The sequence below is a fragment of the Leptolyngbya sp. KIOST-1 genome, assembly GCF_000763385.1.
In the GTDB taxonomy this organism is placed as follows: domain Bacteria; phylum Cyanobacteriota; class Cyanobacteriia; order Phormidesmidales; family Phormidesmidaceae; genus Nodosilinea.
The window spans coordinates 1,176,970-1,194,702 of sequence record NZ_JQFA01000002.1; the positions used below are offsets into that span (position 1 = coordinate 1,176,970).

General features: G+C 61.9%; 17 protein-coding genes and 1 riboswitch. Of the genes, 10 read left to right on the forward strand and 7 right to left on the reverse strand.

From position 1 onward, the window contains the following. Positions 1–64 precede the first annotated feature (64 nt). On the forward strand, positions 65–1,066 hold the full coding sequence (locus NF78_RS05230; protein ID WP_156119655.1) for an energy transducer TonB: 1,002 nt from the start codon (positions 65–67) through the stop codon (positions 1,064–1,066). 183 nt (positions 1,067–1,249) lie between these two features. On the opposite strand, the gene map is transcribed toward NF78_RS05230, so the two are convergent. Next, on the reverse strand, positions 1,250–2,104 hold the full coding sequence (gene map, locus NF78_RS05235; RefSeq protein ID WP_035985185.1) for a type I methionyl aminopeptidase: 855 nt from the start codon (positions 2,102–2,104) through the stop codon (positions 1,250–1,252). A 233-nt stretch (positions 2,105–2,337) separates the two neighbouring features. Continuing rightward, positions 2,338–3,756, reverse strand: a complete 1,419-nt coding sequence (glnA, locus tag NF78_RS05240; RefSeq protein WP_035985187.1) for a type I glutamate--ammonia ligase — start codon at positions 3,754–3,756, stop codon at positions 2,338–2,340. 477 nt (positions 3,757–4,233) lie between these two features. On the opposite strand from glnA, the gene apcB reads away from it, so the two are divergent. Beyond that, on the forward strand, positions 4,234–4,743 hold the full coding sequence (apcB, locus tag NF78_RS05245; RefSeq protein ID WP_035985188.1) for an allophycocyanin subunit beta: 510 nt from the start codon (positions 4,234–4,236) through the stop codon (positions 4,741–4,743). A 41-nt stretch (positions 4,744–4,784) separates the two neighbouring features. Next, positions 4,785–6,047 (forward strand): FGGY-family carbohydrate kinase, encoded by a 1,263-nt coding sequence (locus tag NF78_RS05250; RefSeq protein ID WP_318655446.1) that lies wholly within the window; start codon positions 4,785–4,787, stop codon positions 6,045–6,047. Here the strand turns inward: NF78_RS05250 and petG are convergent. Continuing rightward, complete coding sequence (gene petG, locus NF78_RS05255) at positions 6,037–6,150, reverse strand: cytochrome b6-f complex subunit V (RefSeq protein ID WP_035985189.1); 114 nt, start codon at positions 6,148–6,150, stop codon at positions 6,037–6,039. The genes NF78_RS05250 and petG overlap by 11 nt on opposite strands. Positions 6,151–6,625: 475 nt before the next feature. On the opposite strand from petG, the gene NF78_RS05260 reads away from it, so the two are divergent. Both NF78_RS05260 and NF78_RS30875 read left to right on the forward strand, forming a co-directional pair. Then, a complete protein-coding gene (locus tag NF78_RS05260) occupies positions 6,626–7,285 on the forward strand; it encodes a hypothetical protein (protein WP_156119656.1) in 660 nt (219 codons plus the stop codon). Positions 7,286–7,449: 164 nt separating this feature from the next. Next, entirely contained in the window at positions 7,450–7,623 is a 174-nt protein-coding gene (locus NF78_RS30875) for a hypothetical protein (RefSeq protein ID WP_156119657.1), read from the forward strand. 96 nt (positions 7,624–7,719) lie between these two features. Here the strand turns inward: NF78_RS30875 and NF78_RS05265 are convergent, their stop codons facing one another. Then, complete coding sequence (locus NF78_RS05265; protein ID WP_035985191.1) at positions 7,720–9,126, reverse strand: cobyrinate a,c-diamide synthase; 1,407 nt, start codon at positions 9,124–9,126, stop codon at positions 7,720–7,722. A 113-nt stretch (positions 9,127–9,239) separates the two neighbouring features. Here NF78_RS05265 and NF78_RS05270 point away from each other — a divergent pair, with 113 nt between their 5' ends. Both NF78_RS05270 and NF78_RS28030 read left to right on the forward strand, forming a co-directional pair. Next, positions 9,240–9,668 carry a DUF1622 domain-containing protein gene (locus tag NF78_RS05270; RefSeq protein ID WP_052049828.1) on the forward strand — a complete coding sequence of 143 codons (429 nt, stop codon included), beginning with the start codon at positions 9,240–9,242 and terminating at the stop codon, positions 9,666–9,668. A gap of 69 nt (positions 9,669–9,737) precedes the next feature. Further along, the gene (locus NF78_RS28030) at positions 9,738–11,267 is read left to right on the forward strand and encodes a hypothetical protein (protein ID WP_156119658.1); all 1,530 of its coding nucleotides are present in this window, start codon (positions 9,738–9,740) and stop codon (positions 11,265–11,267) included. On the opposite strand, the gene cysS is transcribed toward NF78_RS28030, so the two are convergent. Beyond that, positions 11,264–12,739, reverse strand: coding sequence for a cysteine--tRNA ligase (gene cysS / locus NF78_RS05280; RefSeq protein ID WP_035985192.1), 1,476 nt, complete (start codon positions 12,737–12,739; stop codon positions 11,264–11,266). The genes NF78_RS28030 and cysS overlap by 4 nt on opposite strands. A 166-nt stretch (positions 12,740–12,905) precedes the next feature. On the opposite strand from cysS, the gene NF78_RS05285 reads away from it, so the two are divergent. From NF78_RS05285 to NF78_RS32860, 3 genes are all read left to right on the forward strand, one after another. Continuing rightward, on the forward strand, positions 12,906–13,721 hold the full coding sequence (locus NF78_RS05285; protein ID WP_035985193.1) for an arylamine N-acetyltransferase family protein: 816 nt from the start codon (positions 12,906–12,908) through the stop codon (positions 13,719–13,721). 278 nt (positions 13,722–13,999) lie between these two features. Continuing rightward, a complete protein-coding gene (locus tag NF78_RS05290; RefSeq protein WP_035985194.1) occupies positions 14,000–14,491 on the forward strand; it encodes a pentapeptide repeat-containing protein in 492 nt (163 codons plus the stop codon). A gap of 99 nt (positions 14,492–14,590) precedes the next feature. After that, positions 14,591–16,291, forward strand: coding sequence for a hypothetical protein (locus tag NF78_RS32860; RefSeq protein WP_035985195.1), 1,701 nt, complete (start codon positions 14,591–14,593; stop codon positions 16,289–16,291). Between the two features lie 114 nt (positions 16,292–16,405). Here the strand turns inward: NF78_RS32860 and NF78_RS05300 are convergent, their stop codons facing one another. Next, a complete protein-coding gene (locus NF78_RS05300; RefSeq protein WP_035985196.1) occupies positions 16,406–16,873 on the reverse strand; it encodes a DUF4278 domain-containing protein in 468 nt (155 codons plus the stop codon). A 43-nt stretch (positions 16,874–16,916) separates the two neighbouring features. Then, a riboswitch (Glutamine riboswitch) is annotated at positions 16,917–16,991 on the reverse strand. Between the two features lie 98 nt (positions 16,992–17,089). Further along, on the reverse strand, positions 17,090–17,656 hold the full coding sequence (locus NF78_RS05305) for a 2'-5' RNA ligase family protein (RefSeq protein ID WP_035985197.1): 567 nt from the start codon (positions 17,654–17,656) through the stop codon (positions 17,090–17,092). Between the last annotated feature and the right edge of the window lie 77 nt (positions 17,657–17,733).

Here is a 17,733-nt window from a genome sequence, read left to right on the forward strand (position 1 = left end):
ACAATCAAATTCTTCCCCTGTAAGCTAGTAAAAGCTCTGTTACGCCAGCATGACTACCCCCAGCATGACCTCTCCTCCCCGCAATCGCTTTACTGCCTCCAAGCCGTCCCGGCCCCTACGGCAGCTGCTGGCTCCCATGCTGCTGGCCTCGCTGGCCCTCCACGGCCTGGTGCTGATGCTGCCCTCGGGTTCGTCGTCCGACGTCGTGATTCCGCCGCCCGACCCCGAGCAGGATAGCGTGGCCATCACCCGCGTACCTCCGGCAGGCACCCCTGACACCGAGGCCGCTCCGCCCCCTTTAGCCCCAGCCGTAGCGCCAGCCACGGTAGGTACAGCCGCCACGCCAGTACAGCCCCAGCCCACCAGGCCAAGTACGCCGGTAAGACCAGCCCAGGCCTCCCCTGCCGCCGCTCGGCCCCGCGGGGGTACTACGCAGTCTACGCCTCGCGCTAATGGTGCGGTTCCGCCCAGTACTTCGGCGGACAGCCCGCCCTCTGCCACTCCTGCCACCCCCCCGGCTCCCCCATCTGCCCCATCCGCCAGCCAGCCACTGTTTGAAGGTGATTTGGGGGAGCGCCTGCGAGCCTATGTTGCCGGACTTAGCCTATCCCCCGAGCGAATCGAGCAGCTGAGGGCCGCTATTCTCCAGCGGGTCACCTACACCGCTGAGGCCACCACCACCGCTGCCTACGAGCAAAACCTGAGCCAGTGGCAACAGACCATCCGCACCGAAACCGGGCTGAGCGACCTCACCCCCGCCCCCGCCCCCGAGGACTTGGCGGTGACCGTTGTTCAACGCGCCTGCCTCTCAGAACCCCCTGGCCCTGTGCAAGCCGGGGTACTGGTTAGCCCCAGTGGCACCGTCCGCAGCCAGCCCGTGGTGCTGCGCAGCTCAGGCTACGGCGTGGTGGACGATCGCGCGCTACAGGCCGTTGCCAGCCATCAATTTCCCAGCGCCAGCGAGGCCAGAGCCTTCACCGTCACTATCGCCACCGAACTCGCCGGGCAGAGCGACTGCCTCAGGATCGAAAACGTGGCGCAGGAGGCTGGTGCCACCGGCACTTAGTGGACTGGATGGCGTTCTCATAGGGGCAAACGGCCGTTTGCCCTTACTCAAGTTCATGCTTGAATCCAGCAACGCCTCAATTTCCCTAGTACTCTGCGGCATAAGTTGGCCAACCATGCCTGACACCTGGCACCCGACACCCAATACCCACAGCAAGGGTGGTTATATTTCTGCCCGCCAATACTAGGAAGCCAGCGCTACCGGCACCTGGGCGCGATCGGTCAGAATCTCGTACCCCGTCTCGCTGACCAGCACCGTGTGCTCAAACTGGGCCGACAGGCTGCGATCCACCGTCACCACCGTCCACTGGTCCTTCAGCGTGCGGGTCTGCTTCGACCCGGCGTTCAGAATCGGTTCGATCGCCAGGGTCATCCCGGGCCGCAGCTTCACGTTGGGCAGCTGGCGGGTGCGGACGTTGAATACCGAGGGGGCCTCGTGCAGGTTGCGGCCCACGCCGTGGCCGGTGAAGTCTTCCACCACGGCAAAGCCGTAGCTGGCGACGCAGTCTTCGATCGCCCCAGCGATATCCAGCAGCGTATTCCCCGGCTTCACCTGGGCAATGCCAGCGTAGAGCGCTGCCTCGGCCGCCGTCATTAGCTGTTTGGCCACCGCAGACACCTCGCCCACCGCAATGGTGATGCACGAGTCACCGTGGAAGCCGTTGTAGTAGGCCCCTGTATCTACCTTGAGCAGGTCGCCCCGGCGAATGGTCTGGCGCTTGCTGGGAATCCCGTGGACTACCTGGTCATTGATGCAGGCGCAGATTGAGGCCGGGAAGCCGTGGTAGCCCTTGAAGCTGGGGGTGGCCCCCATTTCGCGAATGCGCTTTTCGGCGTAGGCATCGAGATCGGCGGTGGTCATCCCCGGCTGCACCAGCGCCTCAATCTCCTTTAGCACCGTGGCCACAATGCGGGCCGCCCCGCGCATAATTTCTAGCTCGGCCTCACTCTTTAGCTCTATGCCGCGCACCCGGCGGCTGCGCTTGGGGAGGGTGGCCGTCTCGGCCCGACCGGGAATTAAATTTGTCAAAAAGTTCATAGCTGCTTTGCAACGGGATCTGGGTCTGCGCCCCTTCACCAGTGTAATCGCTCTGGGGCAACCAAGCTTGCCCTGGTACCAAGCCAGCTCCCCTGACTTATCAGGCCCAACTAAAAAATCTGGTCAACATAGCAAAGAGGCCAGGGAATGATCCCCAGCCTCTTTGTTGATGGCCTATTCAGGCGATCGCTGCCTCAGGCAGAAATCAGCCCAACCCATCAAGCTTCCTACCTCTAGCAGTCGTAGTAGAGAGCCAGCTCGTAGGGGTGGGGCCGCAGACGCATGGGGTTGACTTCGTTGTCGAGTTTGTACTCGATCCAGTTGCTGATGAAGTCTTCGGTGAACACGCCGGTGCTGGTCAGGAAGCTGTGGTCGGCTTCCAGGGCCTTGAGGGCATCCAGCAGAGACCCGGGGGTAGAGGGAATCTTGGCCAGTTCCTCGGGGCTGAGGTCATAGATGTCCACATCCAGCGGGTCGCCGGGGTCGATCTGGTTCTTGATGCCGTCGATACCGGCGCAGAGCATGGCGGCAAAGGCCAGGTAGGGGTTGGAGGTGGCATCGGGGCAGCGGAACTCCAGGCGCTTGGCCTTGGGGTTGTCGCCAGAGAGGGGAATGCGCACCGAGGCGGAGCGGTTGCCCTGGGAGTAGGCCAGGTTCACCGGCGCTTCAAAGCCGGGCACCAGACGCTTGTAGGAGTTGGTGGTGGGGTTGGTCAGCGCCAGCAGGGCGGGGGCATGCTTGAGGATGCCGCCGATGTACCACAGGGCGGTCTGGCTCAGACCGGCGTAGCGATCGCCCGCAAAGGTGGGCTGGCCGCCATTCCAGATCGATTGGTGGGTGTGCATGCCGGAGCCGTTGTCGTTGAACAGGGGCTTGGGCATGAAGGTGACGGTCTTGCCGTACTTCTTGGCGACGTTCTTGATGCAGTACTTATAGATCATCAGCCAGTCAGCGGCCTGGATCAGCTCACCGAAGCGGATGCCCAGTTCGCACTGGCCGCCGGTGGCCACCTCGTGGTGGTGCTTCTCGATCGGGACCCCTAGGCGGGCCATGGTCAGCAGCATTTCGCTGCGCATGTCCTGGGAGGTGTCGGTGGGGGCGACGGGGAAGTAGCCCTCCTTGTAGCGGGGCTTGTAGCCCAGGTTGCCGCCCACTTCTTCTTTGCCGGTGTTCCAGCGACCCTCGACACTGTCGACGTAGTAGTAGGCCGAGTGCTCGTTCTGGTCGAAGCGCACGTCGTCGAAGATGAAGAACTCAGCCTCGGGGCCAAAGAAAGCGGTGTCGCCAATGCCGGTGGACTTGAGGTACTCAATGGCTTTGGTCGCGATCGCGCGCGGGCAGCGGGAGTACAGTTCGCCCGTGCGAGGCTCCTTAATGGTGCAGATCAGGCTCAGGGTCGGCTCCGCCATGAAGGGATCGATCCAGGCGGTGTCGGGGTCGGGCACCATCATCATGTCCGACTCGTTGATGGCCTTCCAGCCGCGAATGCTGGAGCCGTCGAAGGCCACCCCATCGCTGAAGCTACTCTCATCGATCTGGCTCTTGTGCACGGTGAGGTGCTGCCAGATGCCCGGCATGTCAATAAATTTCAGGTCGATTAACTCAATGCCTTCATCCTCAATGCGTTTCAGGATGTCTGCTGGGGTTGCCATGAACTACTCCTTAGCCTCGTTTAGCGTTCAAACTTCGGGAGAACCGATTTAACACGTCGCTGATGATGCCCTAGCACTAACTGGTTTGTCCCACTGCGATGGCCCAGATCGTCACTAGACAAGCAATACCCATGTTTATCGACACGGGCATACCGACGCTGCGGGTTTCACAGGCATCAACTCATCTGAATCATCCTAGGGAGAGGGGTTGGCCGATTTTGTATCCGCCACTACTTTTTGTCAGGGAAAGCCAACAAAAGCTCCATGACAGACCATGTTGTTTTGTAACAATTCACTCATAAAGCTGAGGCTCCAGCGGCGCTTCTCCTTCAGGGGCCAAGCCCCCGTGGTAAACTCTTTCGAGGATAAAACCTGGCTGCTGTAGAGTCTGAAGCCTCTGGCCAGGGGTGGGCGCACCACGCCTGCAACCGTTTATTAAAATGCTGTTTGCCAAGTGAGAGTTGGGAGAAACCATCTATGCGGGACGCTGTCACCACGCTGATCAGGACCTACGACAACACCGGACGCTACCTCGATAGCAACGCCCTCGACTCGATTAAGTCTTACTTTGACAGCGGCCTCGATCGCATTAAGGCAGCGGCGGTAATCAGCGCCAACGCGGCGGGCATTGTCAAAGAGGCGGGCGTTACGCTGTTTGCCCAGGTGCCCGAGCTGATTCGTCCCGGCGGCAATGCCTACACCACCCGCCGCTATGCCGCCTGCCTGCGCGACATGGACTACTACCTGCGCTACGGCAGCTACGCCCTGGTGGCGGGCAACCCCGATGTGCTCGACGAGCGGGTGCTGACCGGGCTGCGCGAGACCTACAACTCCCTCGGAGTGCCCATTGCCCCCACGGTCATCGGCATCAACATCATGAAGGATATTGTGAAGGCCAAGGCGCAGGAGGCCGGCGTTACCGACCCTTCCGTCGTGGACTATCCCTTCGACTACATGACTCGCTCCCTGAGTGAAATTAGCATTTAAGCCAGGCTGAGGATGAGGCGATCCGTAGTGCCCACTGGGCTGTGACTCACCTGCCCCTAGCCTTGGGCCTAGACTTTGGCACCTCTGGGGTGCGTGCCGCTGTGGTCGATCCGCAGCGGCATCTTTGTTGGCAGGAGCGACAACCCTACCCCGCTCAACCCGCCCCTGAGGGCTGGCGACAGGCGCTGTTTGAGCTGCTGGGGGCTCTGCCGGGGGCGATCGCCCCCCAGATCGGAAAAATCGCCATCGACGGCACTTCGGGAACGGTGGTGTTGTGCGATCGCAGCGGAGCCGCTCTGACCCCGCCGCTGCTCTACAACCACCCCTGCCCCGAAAGCCTGGCTACGCTGAAGGCGATCGCTCCCAACAGCCCCGCCGCCAGCGCTACCTCCAGCCTGGCCAAGCTGATCTGGTGGCACCAGAGCCTGTCCGCCGATCTCTGGTCGCAAGCGGCTTACCTGCTGCACCAGGCCGACTGGCTCAGCGCCCAGATCCACGGTCAGTGGGGCCTGAGCGACTACCACAATAGCCTCAAGCTCGGCTATGACGTGGGCAACCAAGGCTATCCGCCAGACATGCTGCGGCAGCCCTGGAGTGCTGTGCTGCCTCGGGTGGTGGCTCCGGGGGAGCGGGTGGGGCCGGTGACAGCCGCGATCACCCAGCGGTTTGGACTGTCGCCCCATTGCCAGGTGGTGGCCGGAACCACCGACAGCATTGCGGCCTTTCTCGCCAGTGGGGCCAGTGCCCCTGGCGATGGCGTGACCTCGCTGGGCTCGACCCTGGTGATCAAGCTGCTCAGCGATCGCCGCATCGATGCAGCAGAGTACGGCATCTACAGCCACCGCCTGGGCCACCTCTGGCTGGTGGGCGGTGCGTCCAATACTGGCGGTGCCGTGCTCGAAACCTTCTTCGATCGAGATGCGCTAGCGACCCTGAGCCAGCAGATCGACCCTGCGGTGCCCACGACCCTCGACTATTACCCCCTGTCCCAACCGGGAGAGCGATTCCCCACCAACGATCCCAATCTCCCCCCCCGTCTTACCCCTCGCCCCGAGGATGATGCCGAATTTTTGCACGGTCTGCTGCTGGGCATGGCCCGCATCGAGCGGCGGGGCTACACCCTGCTGGCTGAGCTGGGAGCCTCGCCACTGCGGCAGATCTATACCGCTGGAGGCGGTGCTGCCAACGAGACCTGGGGACAGCTGCGGGCCGGGCTGATGCCGGTACCAATCAAAACCGCCGCCTCGGTTGAGGCGGCGGTGGGCAGTGCCTATTTGGCGCTGGGTCTACCTACTACAGATTGAACTGGTTGCCCCGGCGATACTGCATATAGGCAGCCACAAACAGCCCAGCTAGGGTAACCGGAATCAACCCGAGAACAATGCCACTCAGCAACGGCTCAACCACAGCTAAACTCCTAAATTTCGACGAATATATAGGTCATACCATAGCACTAATCAGGGTCCAGCAGCGGCTTGCAGCCCGTCTAGATGACTTGAGCTTACCCAGGGGTGCAAGACGATAGGGACCTGCCAGGGGGCAAAAATCTTGAGAGAGTCTTTTGATTTTTGTGTGCTTATTGAAAAATTCAGGGCGATTGTGTAAATTGCTTGTGGACTGTATACAGAAACACCGCTGCACAATTCCTGAGTCTAAGGCTGTGTTTTGCTCCCCATAATTGTTTGCATTGTGGTCAGAGGGGAGGGCAAGGACTTCAGGGTTTTGGTCAGGTGGATTTGCTGTTTTCCAGGTTGTTTTGGTTATGCGGTTGCTGCAGATAGCTTTTGCGTAACATCTGCGTAACATCGACGCCAAACGTTGCAGTGGCGTTTAATTGGCGGCTCACAGTTCACAGTTCTTTAGGGTTATTAGGAACAGGTTTATGCTGACTCATTTGCATCAACTCACTGGTCGGATCCTCGCAGGGGTAGCGGCTGGGGTTTTGGTCATCACCCTAGTCTGTTGGGGCGGACCTGGGGCCTCGTCTCAGGCCCTGGCGGCGCCGAAGGGCACCGTGAGCGAAACCATGGATCTCAAAATGACTAAGGCGGCCCAGGATTTTGTGGAAACGGTGTTAGACGACTATTCAGATGTCCTGGAAGATTCGTTTTCTGAAGCTGTAAAGCCGCTTAAGTCAGTAACTAAAGACCTGACTAAGCAGCTAGCTAAGGCGGCAGCGGCCCCCACCGCCACCAGCGCCACCGCCCTCGATCCAAAAATTGAAAGCTCCAAGACTGCGCTAGATACCGCTTCGACGGCTTTTGATGCCCTGGTGGCCGATACGTCTACATTCAAGTCAACCCTGGAGGGGGCTCCCGCCCAGCTCAAAGAGGCGATTGATGCTCAACTGGGCACCAAATTTGACGAGTTGCAAAAAGCTTTTGAAGAGGTTTCTGGCGCGATCGCGCTGCTCTCTAAAGATACAGCGGCCCTCGATACCGCCGACCCCGCCGCTGGTACGGCGTCCCTAACCGAGCACGCCACTCTTCTTTCTGAAGCGATTGAATCGGCCAAAACCGTCATTTCTGGCTTTGGGGATTAGTCAATTCAGGCCCAGGGAAATGGGGTGGCGTTGACGCAGAATTGGGCCGCCTCACTCCCTGGATAGATAATGCATCAAACCTTCTCATGCAAAGCATAAACATTGTATTTGGTATACGGAAATACAGTTTTGTTACCATGCTTATGTAAGGAAAAGGAGGCATTATGAAGCGTCAAATCAGCAAACCCTGGAATTCTGAACAGTTGGTGCAGCTGAGCCAGGCTCTGGGCGGTGGCTATGTACCCGGTCTGCAGGGGTCTGAGGCAGCCAGCGACGATCGCTGGACAACCCAGCGCCACATCACCGCGTCTACCATGCTGGGCCAGGCCTACCTGTAAGGTTTTCAGCTAGGACGCAGTCGACCGCGATCGGTCACGCGCAATTCGGTAAGTGCGAGTCAGCGGCCTCTTCTCCAGGCGGGGAAGGGGCTGTTTTTATGCCGCTTGCTCCCGGTTCTGGCGGTATCGGGAGCAAGCCGTCACCAGCGCCTGGGCCACCTCCGGGCAGCCGCCCCAGTGCAGGTGCAGGTACGAGGCCTGCACCCGATGCAAACTCCAGCCCTCGGCCCCGTGGGGTTGCTCAGCTCCGTAGCGCTGGAGTTGGTAAACCGGGCAGTCTGGCAACCGGTCGGTCTGAGACCGATGAAACTCGTGCCCCCACACCGTTTGCCCCTCGGCCAACAAAACGCTGGGCCGCTGAACCTTCGCCCTGCGGTAGCCCAGGGTAAGCCGTGATTGCATCCGCACGGTGGTCGGCAACAGCCCCACCATAGGCCAGGGCCGATCGTCCAAGTCGATCAGGGTGGTGGCCAGGTACATCAGCCCGCCGCACTCGGCGTAGGCGGGCAATCCTGCCTGCAGGAGCACTTTTAGCTGGGTTCGCAGCCCTTGGTTGGCCGCCAGTGCCGCGGCGAACATCTCAGGAAACCCACCGCCAAAGTACAGGCCATCGATATCGGCGGGCGGGTGCTCCTCCTGTAGCGGGCTCCAGGGCACCAGTTCGGCTCCCAGGGCGGTGAGAATGTCCAGGTTGTCGGGGTAGTAGAAGCTGAAGGCAGCGTCCTGGGCGATCGCGAGGCGGGGCTTGGGGGTGGGGGGAGATGAGGAGATGAGGTGGGGGGGGGATGAGGGAGATGAGGGGGATGAGGGGGAGGGGTGAAGGGTGAGGAGGGGGATGAGGGCAGTCCAGGTGAAGCTGGTGTGGCCGAGGGTGGCGAGGCGATCGAGAATGTCGGGCAACTGGGGCAGTTCGGCGGTGGGAACGAGGCCGAGGTGACGGTCGGGCAGGGCGATCGCATCCTGGCGCCGCAGCACCCCCAGAATGGGGATATCCAGGCTGGCGATCGCCTCGGTGAGCAGGTCGAGGTGGCGATCGCTGCCCACCCGATTCAGCACTACCCCGGCGATCTGCACCCGAGGATCCAGGGTGCGGTAGCCGTGGATAATCGCCAGCACCGATCGCGACAGTCGCCCGCAGTCCACCACCAGCAGCACGGGCAGGTTCAGTAGCCGGGCCACGTGGGCAGTGCTGGCCACATCCGATCGCCCTGACGCACCGTCAAACAGGCCCATGACTCCTTCGACCAGGGCAAACTCGGCATCGCGGCAGCGGTGGGCAAAGCACTGCTGCACGTAGGTCTCTGAGGTGAGAATGGGGTCGAGATTGTAGCAGGGGCGGCCCGTCGCCTGGCGGTGAAACATGGGGTCGATGTAGTCTGGCCCCACCTTGAACGACTGCACCCGCTCCGATTTCTGCGCCAGGGCGGCCAGCAGGGCCAGGGTAACGGTGGTTTTGCCCACGCCGCTGCGCTCGCCTGCAATGACTAAACCCCCAGACAACATCCTTGCTCCCAATCGCGATGGCACGCCCTAGAGCGATCTTAGCTTGACCGCAGCCGCTCAACGCCCTGGCCGAGTTTTGCTGTGCCTGGAGGAATGCCTCTAGAATTTAGACTATGGACATACAACTACTGGGCACCAACCTGGCCGACCTGGTGTGGGCCTTGAGCGGAATTTTGATCAGCACCTGCCAACTGCTGGCGATCTTTGTGATCTCGGTGGGTATTGTTCGGGCTCTGGTAATTTTTCTGCGATCGTCACTGTTCAGGCCGCAAACCACCACCGCTTTTCAGCGCAGTCGTCTGGCTATGGGCTATGCCTTCTCGCTGGGGCTGAGTTTTCTAGTCGGAGCCAGTATTCTCAAAACGATGCTGTCGAGCCAGTGGGAAGAGATTGCCCGGCTGGTAATGATCATTGCCGTGCGGACGGCGCTGAACCTGTTGCTGGAGCGCGCAATTCGCAACAGTCAGGCGTTCGACGAGTCCCTGGCCCTCGACAATAACGGCAAGGAAGTTGCACCTGAAGCCGCGATCGCCAGTTCCTAGGGGCTGGCATTCCTTAGGCGGGTGGTCTGGGTACCCTGGAGGACAACGCCGATTACCACCAGAATGCCGATGACGTCACCCTCACTACTGGAGCAGGCTAGGGATGGAGATGTGGCGGCCATCGTCGCCCTGCTCAACAGCTCGTTAAAAACCAAGGGGATTACGGTGCGGGGGGAGCGGGAGAGCTACTGCCTGCGGCTGTGGTTTACCGCCAGCCCGGCCCCGGCCCAACCGGCTACCGTGGCCTACGTGCGCCGGGCGATTGAACGATTGCAGGTGCCCACCCTGGGTATTCTCCAGCTCTACGGGGAACAGATTGGCTTTGCCCAACCCGCCTGGAGCGAGGAAATTGCCCTGCTGTCTCTGGCCGCAGATCTGGCCCCATCGCCCGAGCCCGTACCCACCAAACCCGCAACCCCAGAACCAGAGGCACCCGCCGCCGAACCCGCCCCAGAACGGCCCTGGTCGGCGGCGGACCTGGGGGCCGAGCCCGCCCTGCCCCCGGCGGTGGTGCGGGCCTACGGGGAACTGGGTCTGCCCCAGGGGGCAGACCTGGACCAGGTGGAAGCGGTGTACTTCAAGCGGCGGGCGGAGTTGCTGCGGCGGGGCGATGGCCCTTTGGGGCCGGTCTCGGACCATCGCGCCGCCCTGGAGCCCCTCAAGTGGGCCTTTACCACTCTAAAAACCCACCTGGAAACTCCCCCGGCAATGGAGCCCCCACCAGCGGTCCTAGGGAAGCTTGGGGAAGATTGGAATTGGGAACCGGCAGTCCGGCGATCGCGCCCCTCTACCCGGTCCCGCCCGGCTCCCCTGGCTGCCCGAGACGACACCGACCTTCTGGCCTTCGACAACCCCTACAGCAACGGGCTGATCTTCCCGCTGCTGCTGCTGCTGGGCATGGTGATGAACGCCATGCCCATCGTCAATGGGCTGCTGTGGGGGATCAAAATCTGGATCCATGAGTTTGGTCACGCCACCGTGGCCTGGCTGGCGGGACGGCGAGCGATTCCGCTGCCCATCGGCTGGACCAGTGTGGACCCGCGGCGATCGCTGTTTGTTTACGTCGGCATTCTAGTTCTCTTGGGCCTGCTCTACTGGGCGGGGCGGCGGGAGGGCAAGCGCTGGCCCATGGGGCTGGCGGTGGGGCTGGCGATCCTCCAATTCATGATGACCTGGCTGATTTCCGCCAACACCTTCGACATGCTGCTCTCCTTCGGCGGCGTGGGCGGCGAAATTTACCTGTCGGCCCTGCTGATGGTGAGTTTTTACTTTCCCCTGCCCGAGTATTTCCGCTGGGATTTTTACCGTTTCCCGGTAGTGGTAGGGGCAGCTTTTTGCTTCTGGGGCCAACTGTGGCTGTGGCAGCAGGTGCCCAGGGGCAAAGCCTCGATTCCCTTTGGCAGTCTATGGGGCGAGGCCGACCACGGCGATATGAACCAGCTCATCAATGCCCACGGCTGGACTCCCGGCGACATCATTGGCACCTACGGCACCCTGGCCCACCTCTGTCTGCTGGCCATCATCGCCGTCTACGGCTACACCCTGTTTCGCCAGCACCGGGAGTTCTTTGTGGCCCTGGGTCGCCAGTGGTTACCCTAGCGGTGCCACTCGGTGACGCCGCCGGGCTTGTCGATCAGGGTGATGCCTGCGGCCTGGAGTTGGTCGCGGATGCGATCGCCCTCGGCAAAGTTCTTCGCTGCCCTGGCCTCCCGCCGCTGGGTCAGCAGCGCTTCAATCTCGCCATCGGAGAGCCCAGATTCAGTAGCCTCCCCGCTCTCTGGCTGGGCCTCTAACCCCAGCACCTGGGCCAGGCAGACCAGGGTTTGCCACTGCTGGCGCAGGGTGGCACTGTCGCGATCGGCCTCGCCCGTGTGGGTAATCACATTGCCCGTCCGGCGCAGGTCCTTGGCCAGGTCAAACAGCACCGCCAGCCCGCCAGCGGTGTTGAAGTCGTCATCCATGGCGGTCTGGAAGGCCCGGACGGGTTCGCTCTCCCGGTCAATCCGCATGGCCGCCGGATCGCCAAAGGCCCCATCTTCCACATCGGCCCAGCCCAGCCTGGCCCCAAACTGGTAGCCAAACCGCAGCCCGTCCTGGAGAGTACCCCAGCTCGTTTGGGCGGCGGCGATCGCCTCGTCGGTAAAATCTACCGGCTTGCGGTAGCTGCCCTGGAGCAAAAACAGCCGCACCGCCATGGGGTCGGGGCCGTTGGGGGCATCTAGCAGGTCGCGGATGGTGGTGAAGTTGCCGAGGGACTTGGACATCTTCTCACCGCCCACGTTCACCATGCCGTTGTGCATCCAGTAGCGGGAGAGGGGGTGGCCTGTGGCGGCCTCCGACTGGGCAATTTCGTTTTCGTGGTGGGGAAATACCAGGTCGCCGCCGCCCATATGAATATCAATGGTGTCCCCCAGGCGATCGCGGATCATGGCCGAGCACTCGATGTGCCAGCCCGGTCGGCCCGGCCCCCAGGGGGACTCCCAGAAGGGTTCGCCCTCTTTTGCCCCTTTCCACAGGGCAAAGTCGAAGGGGTCCTGCTTGATCGAGTCCTCCGCCGCTACCCGGCCGCTGGCCCCGGCCTGCATGTCGTCGAGCTTGCGGCCTGAGAGTTTGCCGTAGCCCTCGAACTTACGGACGGCATAGTACACATCGCCGTTGGCGGGGTAGGCGTAGCCCTTGGTTTCCAGTTCGCCGATCAATCGCTGAATGCCGTCCAGGGTTTTAGTGGCGTAGGTGTACTCGTCGGCCTCCATCACATTCAGGCGGGCAATATCTTCGAGATAGGCGGCGGTGTAGCGCTCGGCTACCGTCTGCATGGTGGAGTTTTCAGTCTTGGCCCGGTTGAGAATTTTGTCGTCGATGTCGGTGAAGTTTTGCACGTAGTGGACGGCGTAGCCCCGCCACAGCAGGTAGCGCCGCACGGTGTCCCAGGCCACGTAGCAGCGGGCGTGGCCCAGGTGGGAGTAGTCGTACACCGTCACACCGCAGCAGTACATCTTCACCCGGCCCGGCTCCAGGGTTTCGAGGGGTTCTTTCTGGCGAGACAGGGTGTTGTAGAGAACGACGCTCATGGCAGGGGCGGGCAACGGCACGGGTGCCCATTACAAAAAGACGTTATCAGAACAATCCAACACCGAAACGGCCGCTGGCGCAATGGCCCCCGAAGCCCCCCCTTCCCGGCCATACCGATTAGACTAGAGAGTCTGTTGTTAAGACCAATATTGAGACCAACATTCTGTGGCTACTCCCCTTGCGGCGGCTGAGCTGGACGCCTACTGTCAGCGCATTGGCTATAGCGGCGATCGCACCCCTACCCTGGCCACATTGCAGGGCATTCACTGGCACCATCCCCAGGCGATCGCCTTCGAAAACCTCAGCTCGTTTCTGGGTCAGCCTGTGCCCCTCGATCTGCCCGCGCTGGTGCAAAAGCTGGTGTATAGCGGGCGCGGTGGCTACTGCTTTGAGCAAAACGGACTGCTGCAGGCGGTGCTCACCACCCTGGGGTTCAGGTTCACCGGGCTGGGGGCCAGGGTGCTGTGGAACCTGCCCCCCGACACCGTTACTCCCCGCAGTCATATGGTGCTGCTGGTGGAGATTGCGGGCGAACCCCACATCGCCGACGTGGGCTTTGGCGGGCTGACCCTGACCGCGCCACTGCGGCTGGTGCCCAACCTGGTGCAGGAGACCCCCCACGAGCGCTTTCGGCTGGTCGAGACCGAGGGGCTGTATACGCTTCAGGTGCAGCTGGCCGAAACCTGGAAACCGCTGTACCAGTTTGACCTGCAACCCCAGTATCCCTGCGACTACGGGGTGAGCAACTGGCATGTGTCCACCCACCCCACCTCGCTGTTTGTCAACACCCTGATTGCGGCTCGGGTCGATGGCGAACGCCGCTACGGCCTGCGCAATAGCGAACTCACCACCCATTCTCTGGCGGGAACCACCGAAAAACGCCGTCTTGCCAATGCCGCCGAGCTAGAAACGGTGCTGAGTGAGGTGTTTAAGCTTAACCTGCCCGAAAACAGCGATTTTAGCCACTTGTTTGCCGCCTAAGGTACTCCGTGGAAATAACTGTCCATAGCTGTGACCTTGTACCCTCACCCCTGCCCCTCTCCCGAGGGGAGAGGGGTTCTGAATCTAGCTCCCCTTCTCCCTTGGTGAGAAGGGGTTGGGGGATGAGGGCCAGATTGTATACTTTACAGACTGGTCTAGGCTTAGCATTCCGCTACCCTCGCCTGGAAAAGCCCCAAGACCTAACCGCTGGAGGCCTTGGTTTGCCCCAGCTCAACCTGTAGACTCAAAGATGTAGGATTTGAGCGTACTTAGGAGCCATGGTCAGTCGATCCAGCCTGTGCCGAATGTTGGTAGCCACGCTGATGGTGCTAACCCTTTGCGTTAGCTGGGTCAGCCCGGCTGCGGCCACCAGCTACGATCGCCAAAACCTGAGAAAGTCTGACTGGTCAAACCAGGACCTGCGCGGCAACGACTACACCCGCGCCGACATGGCCGACGCCGACATGAGCCACACCAACCTGCGCGGCGTGCGCCTGTTCGATACCACCCTGGCCCGCGCCGACATGACCGGGGCCGATATGACCGGCGCCACCCTCGACGGAGCCCGGTTCTTTCAGGCCAACCTCACCGACGCCATTCTGGAGGGGGCCTACGCCTTTGGCACCGACTTCCGCGAGGCCACCATTACCGGGGCCGACTTTACCGACGTCCTGCTCGACCCCAAGGTGAACAAGATGCTCTGTGCCGTAGCCGAGGGCACCAACCCGGTGACCGGGCGCAACACCCGCGACACCCTCTACTGCCCCTAATCAGCGAAACCTAGTCAGCGAAACCTAGTCAGCGAAACCTAGCTCACGGTTCCTGCGTCAGGGGTACCACCAACCCCACCCAGCCCTGCGAGCTACCCCATGGTCAACAGTACGGTCTTTCCTTCGCCCTGTCTGGCCGTTCCCCTGGCAGCGATCGCCCTGGGAGCCATAGTTATCTCCCCCGCCCAGGCCCAAACCATTGAGACCGCCGATGTCAGGGCCACCCTGTTGGCCGATATCGCCTTTGAATACGCGGCCTTAAACCATACCCAGCGATGGAACACCGTAGCCAATCAGGCCCTGGAATCGACCCAGGCCATGGTTTTTCAGTGCTTTCAGGCTAATCCGCTGGCTAAGGTAGCGGGGAGCTACCTGCTGATTGGGCAAGAGCGCCAGGGCCAAACGCTGCTGGCCGAAGCCATTGCCACGGCCCAGCGCCAGGCAGATACCGGCTGTAGCAGCAGCGCCACCTCGCCCACGGAGTCGTTGCTGAACCGGGCCCGCGAATACGCCGAGGCGGGGCACCTCGACCTGGCGCTAGAGCTGGGCCGATCTCTGGGGGACCCCATTGCCCTGGCGGACCTGGCGGGGCACCTGGCGGGGGCAGGGCGGGGGCGGCGGGCGGCTGAGCTACTCGACCAGGCGATCGCCCAGGCCCAGACCATACCCGTAGCGGATACGGACTACCGATCGCTGACCCTGGTGGCCATAGCGGAACGACTGCGCGGGGCAGGGCACAGTCACCTGGCGCGCCAGGTGCTGGATGCGGCCCTGGAGAGCACCAATACCCTGGGGGCGTCGGAGGGGAGCGCTTCGATGCAAATTCTGGCCCGGTTGCGGATGGCCAGGGAACTGGCGGCCATTGACGCCGGGACGGAGGCGATCGCGGTTCTCGACCAGACCCTGCCGCAAATTGAGGCGCTCCCGGCCCAGCCCTATGCCCTCGATCCGACCATTTATGCCATCGATGCCGCCCTGCTGTGGGCCGAGCTAGGTCAAAGGCCCCAGGCGGAGGCCATTTTGGCCACCACCCTCACCGCCGCCCAGGCCCTGCCTGAGGATACCGGCTACAGCCGGGGCGATGCCCTGGGCCGGGTGGCCGCGGCCTACGCCCGCCTGGGGGATCTGGAGCAGGCTCGCCCCATTGTCCAGGCCATCCAGCCGGGGATAGAGCGAGAGCTAGCCTTTCAGCAGATGGCGATCGCCCAGGCCGAGGCCGGGGATCTAGCCGCTGCGGTAGCCCTGGCGCAGGCCAGCGGCAGCCGCCGCAATACCGCCCTGGTGGAAATTACCCGGTACCACCTGGCCAACCAGCAGCCCGACCAGGCCTGGGCGCTGGTGCAGGCTGAGCAGGTGCAGGGCATTTTTGCCGAGGTGGCCCTGGGCTATCTGGAGGCGGGGCAGCCCGACCAGGCCTGGCAGATTGTGCAGGCGAATGGTTTAGAGGGCTTTGATTCTGAGCTGGCTATCGCCCAAGCCAGGGCAGGGCAGGCCGACCAGGCGATCGCGGCCCAGCCCGTTGAGTGGCTGCGGCCCGCGATCGCGCGTGAATTTGCCCAGCAGCGGCAGCTCGACCTGGCCTTGCAGGTGGCCGAGTCCATCGGCGACCAAACCTACCGGGCCCAGGCCTTCATTGCGATCGCCCAGAGCTATGGCCCCCCAGCCGCTGCCCGGCGAGGGGGGGTGCGGGGGGCGATCGCTACCCTGACCGACGCGGCCCGAGGCTGGTTTGGCGACTCAAACCGCGAGACAGCCACCGCCGCCCTCGACCAGGCCCTGGAGCTGACCCAATCCCTCTAACCCGTTCTCCCATCCAAGACAAAAGCCCCGCTGGATTGCTCTAGCGGGGCCTTAGGTAATTTCCAGGGTTGTCACCCAGAAATGGCCTTAATCGCTTGCCAGCGATAGCAGCGGTTAGCTAGCCGCGCCACCGCTACGGCTGTAGGTGGCCCAGAAGCTGGGGTGGACCTTGCCCTGGATGTGGTTCCAGTACTTGGCCGCATCTTCAGGCAGTCCTGCTTCGGTGGCCAGGCGGCCCAGCATTGACTGCTGGCGCTGCTTCACGGAGCGATGGCGGTTGATCATGCGCATACGGGCGCGATCTTCGGCATTGAGGGTGGCGGCGGCAGCGGGGGCGGGAGTCTCTACGGAAGCGATTTCGACCACAGGGGCTGCTTCGGCCACGGGAGCCATCTCAGGGGTACCGGACTGGTAAGCCACACCGCGATAGACCATGTCCAGGGTGGGTTTTTGGACCGGCGCTTTTTTGACGGTGCGAAACCGAATGTCTACGCCACGGAATTTGCCAGCGTCATCGGTAACGTTGGACTCTACGGTGGGGGGGGTGTAGTCGTAGCTAACACCGCGATAGGTAAGTTTCATGGGGTCGCCTCCAAAAAGATCAAGGGCTTGATCAGAACATTGGGGCGCGTTCCTTCGGGGGCTATTAACCCCTACTTCCGTCTCACTTTTTTCACTGGAGAAAAGTGAGATGAACGAATTTCTGATTACTTCTGTATAGTAAGCTACGGTTTGAGGCAATGTCAAGGGAATTCCTATTCTGTATAGGCTTCTACACAATCTCGTATTCCCCTTGGGTCAAGCGGTTGAGGGCTGGAGGGGAAACCCAGAGAAAATTTCCCACACGCGGCCATCGTGGCGCAGCAGCGTGAGGGTCTGGGTCAGGAATTCAGCCTCAAAGGGGCGCGACTCAAACTCGGCCCAGGCTTGGCGAAAGGCAGCCGGGCTGAGGTCTCGAAAGCCAACGGTGAGGTGGGGAGTAAACGGGCGGGTTTTGCCGACCCGGTCTACAATGCCGCAGGTTGCTTCTAGATGGGCGGCGATCGCGGGCTGTACCGCCATCAGTTCCGGCGTCTGTACCACATCGATATAGACCACCCGAGGGACAAAGGCGCTATAGCCCCTGAGCTGAACCGGAATGGCAAACTGGGTTTGGGCAAAGGCGTTCAGGTGCTGCTCTAGCCTGGTCACGTCGCCTTGGGGCCACAAAAAAGGCGGCTGCAGAGTGATGTGGGGCGGCGACCTGAGGGCGGCTTGGCTACCAAAGCGCTGCCAGATCTCCTGCTTGATGGTTGTAATCTCCGCCTGCAATGGCTGGGGCGGCAGTAGAGCAACAAAGAAGCGATCGGCGGTAGCCTTAGCCATGGGGCACGTTATCAATGCAGGTTTCAGGTTCTGGGGCGTGACATCAGTTGAGGATTTTCTCCTATTCTGGCAGGAGA

Bases quoted from the DNA above. Each gene is read 5' to 3' on its own strand.
- NF78_RS05230 (WP_156119655.1), top strand. From the start codon at position 65: ATGACCTCTCCTCCCCGCAATCGCTTTACTGCCTCCAAGCCGTCCCGG.
- map (WP_035985185.1), bottom strand. From the start codon at position 2,104: ATGAACTTTTTGACAAATTTAATTCCCGGTCGGGCCGAGACGGCCACC.
- glnA (WP_035985187.1), bottom strand. From the start codon at position 3,756: ATGGCAACCCCAGCAGACATCCTGAAACGCATTGAGGATGAAGGCATT.
- apcB (WP_035985188.1), top strand. From the start codon at position 4,234: ATGCGGGACGCTGTCACCACGCTGATCAGGACCTACGACAACACCGGA.
- NF78_RS05260 (WP_156119656.1), top strand. From the start codon at position 6,626: ATGCTGACTCATTTGCATCAACTCACTGGTCGGATCCTCGCAGGGGTA.
- NF78_RS30875 (WP_156119657.1), top strand. From the start codon at position 7,450: ATGAAGCGTCAAATCAGCAAACCCTGGAATTCTGAACAGTTGGTGCAG.
- NF78_RS05265 (WP_035985191.1), bottom strand. From the start codon at position 9,126: ATGTTGTCTGGGGGTTTAGTCATTGCAGGCGAGCGCAGCGGCGTGGGC.
- NF78_RS05270 (WP_052049828.1), top strand. From the start codon at position 9,240: ATGGACATACAACTACTGGGCACCAACCTGGCCGACCTGGTGTGGGCC.
- NF78_RS28030 (WP_156119658.1), top strand. From the start codon at position 9,738: ATGACGTCACCCTCACTACTGGAGCAGGCTAGGGATGGAGATGTGGCG.
- cysS (WP_035985192.1), bottom strand. From the start codon at position 12,739: ATGAGCGTCGTTCTCTACAACACCCTGTCTCGCCAGAAAGAACCCCTC.
- NF78_RS05290 (WP_035985194.1), top strand. From the start codon at position 14,000: ATGGTCAGTCGATCCAGCCTGTGCCGAATGTTGGTAGCCACGCTGATG.
- NF78_RS32860 (WP_035985195.1), top strand. From the start codon at position 14,591: ATGGTCAACAGTACGGTCTTTCCTTCGCCCTGTCTGGCCGTTCCCCTG.
- NF78_RS05300 (WP_035985196.1), bottom strand. From the start codon at position 16,873: ATGAAACTTACCTATCGCGGTGTTAGCTACGACTACACCCCCCCCACC.
- NF78_RS05305 (WP_035985197.1), bottom strand. From the start codon at position 17,656: ATGGCTAAGGCTACCGCCGATCGCTTCTTTGTTGCTCTACTGCCGCCC.